Genomic DNA, 1,582 nt, shown 5'->3' with positions numbered 1-1,582 from the left:
ATGCTTATGCGCCATACGCCATGGCAATGTTTCCTGTAGGTATCTATTCACCCGCGAGCTATTGACGTCGGTTTATGCTAAGAATACTGGCGTCTGATAGTCCTCTTTAAGCATATGGTGCTCGACGATTTTACGTAGCCACTTATAAGCTGAGATTTTCTGAAGCTTGGCGGTTTCTATCAGTGAGAACATTCGCTCACGGAACAGATCTCCTCGATATGAGCGAGTCACGTAACAGCACTTTCTCATCAATATATAATTACGCAGGACTCGCTCTGCAGCGTTGTTTGTTAACGGGCACTCGGAGTCATCCATAAAACGCCAGACCATAGTGTCATCAGCGATGAGGTTTCGACATCTACCTCGATATCGTTTTGAGCATTGATAACTGCCCAATTTGAGCCAATGAAGCCAACTCTTTCGTAACCGCCGGAGTCGGCGGTAATACTGGCTTTCGGTAACTTTTCCTTCGATATACCGGTGGTGACACCTGAATACGCTATGAGCGATTAAAGCGAGTTTTTCTCCGATTTTTTGGTTTTCAGGACAAACGCTCTCCTCGATTGCAATGACGTTCCTTAATATGTGAGCCCAGCATAATTGCCGCTTAGATTCGTCGATATATTTGTAGGCAGAATATTGGTCCGTCACTAAAAGGTGTAAAACCGCTTCACCAAGTAGTCGTTTGGCTGCATGTTGGCTTCTTCCGCTGTTAATTTGGAAAAAGGCGACATCATTGCTTAGTGCGGCCCACATCCAGCTTTTATCCTTATTGCGCTGATGCGAAGTCTCATCTGCCATAATCAGTTTAGATGCTTTGACTGTTTCATGGATTTGAGCATGCGTATCGGCTAAGTATTCCGTGACTCGCCCTTGTGCCGCTGATATTGCACCAGTTGAGAAGTTAAGTTGGAAGACGTCTTTCAACATAGATTGTATTTTACCTATGCTTTGGTGGTGCTGGGTTGCTTGGATTCCGATAAAGCTATGTAGATTTGGCCCCATTTGAACATCAGGCACATACTCTGGAAGCTCCGCTTGATGCTTATCACCACACCATGAGCACTCGCCTTTAAAGACTTGATGCTCAATAAGTGTGTACGAAATATCAGGCAAATCGAAGATTTGATGTCGTTTGTAGGGATGTCGATTTGGAACAACACAGCCACCGCAATGGCATGTCTTGTTTGGTAAATATTGCTCAACCGAGGCACTGTCTTCAACGGGGTGAAGCAGTCGGCGATGGCCTTTATGACCTGGTTGAGCTCCTTGCTTTTTTCCTGATTTCTTCCGATTAGGTGAAGTATTCTTAGCTTTATTATGCAAAGGCTGCTGTGATGATGGCACAGAAGAGTTTCGACTATTTTGATTTAGTCGGTCTTCAAGTTCAGCCAACTTATTCCATAAAAAATGGATGATATCTTTCGCTTCTTCAGGCGAATCGAAATCTGGCGGAGGTGGTAATGTTTTCTTATTCATACCTCCAGGTTGCCACCGAAAAAAGATCACTCAAGTTGAATGTGGGATCAAGTTAACTCGGTCACATAACTTTAGTGTCAAGGCCTCGCGGGTGAATAGTTAC

1 protein-coding gene is annotated in these 1,582 nt (G+C 44.4%); it reads right to left on the bottom strand.

Annotated elements, in window-relative coordinates:
* Nucleotides 1–72 precede the first annotated feature (72 nt).
* Complete coding sequence (gene tnpC / locus HW45_RS03650; RefSeq protein WP_038224876.1) at nt 73–1,479, bottom strand: IS66 family transposase; 1,407 nt, start codon at nt 1,477–1,479, stop codon at nt 73–75.
* Nucleotides 1,480–1,582: the final 103 nt, after the last annotated feature.

The organism is Vibrio sp. ER1A, from assembly GCF_000733315.1.
GTDB lineage: Bacteria > Pseudomonadota > Gammaproteobacteria > Enterobacterales > Vibrionaceae > Vibrio > Vibrio mediterranei.
Note: the sequence above shows the minus strand (reverse complement) of the source record. Positions and strands in the feature narration are given on the sequence as shown.

Coding starts and splice junctions, on each gene's coding strand:
- tnpC (WP_038224876.1), bottom strand. CDS start 1,479: ATGAATAAGAAAACATTACCACCTCCGCCAGATTTCGATTCGCCTGAA.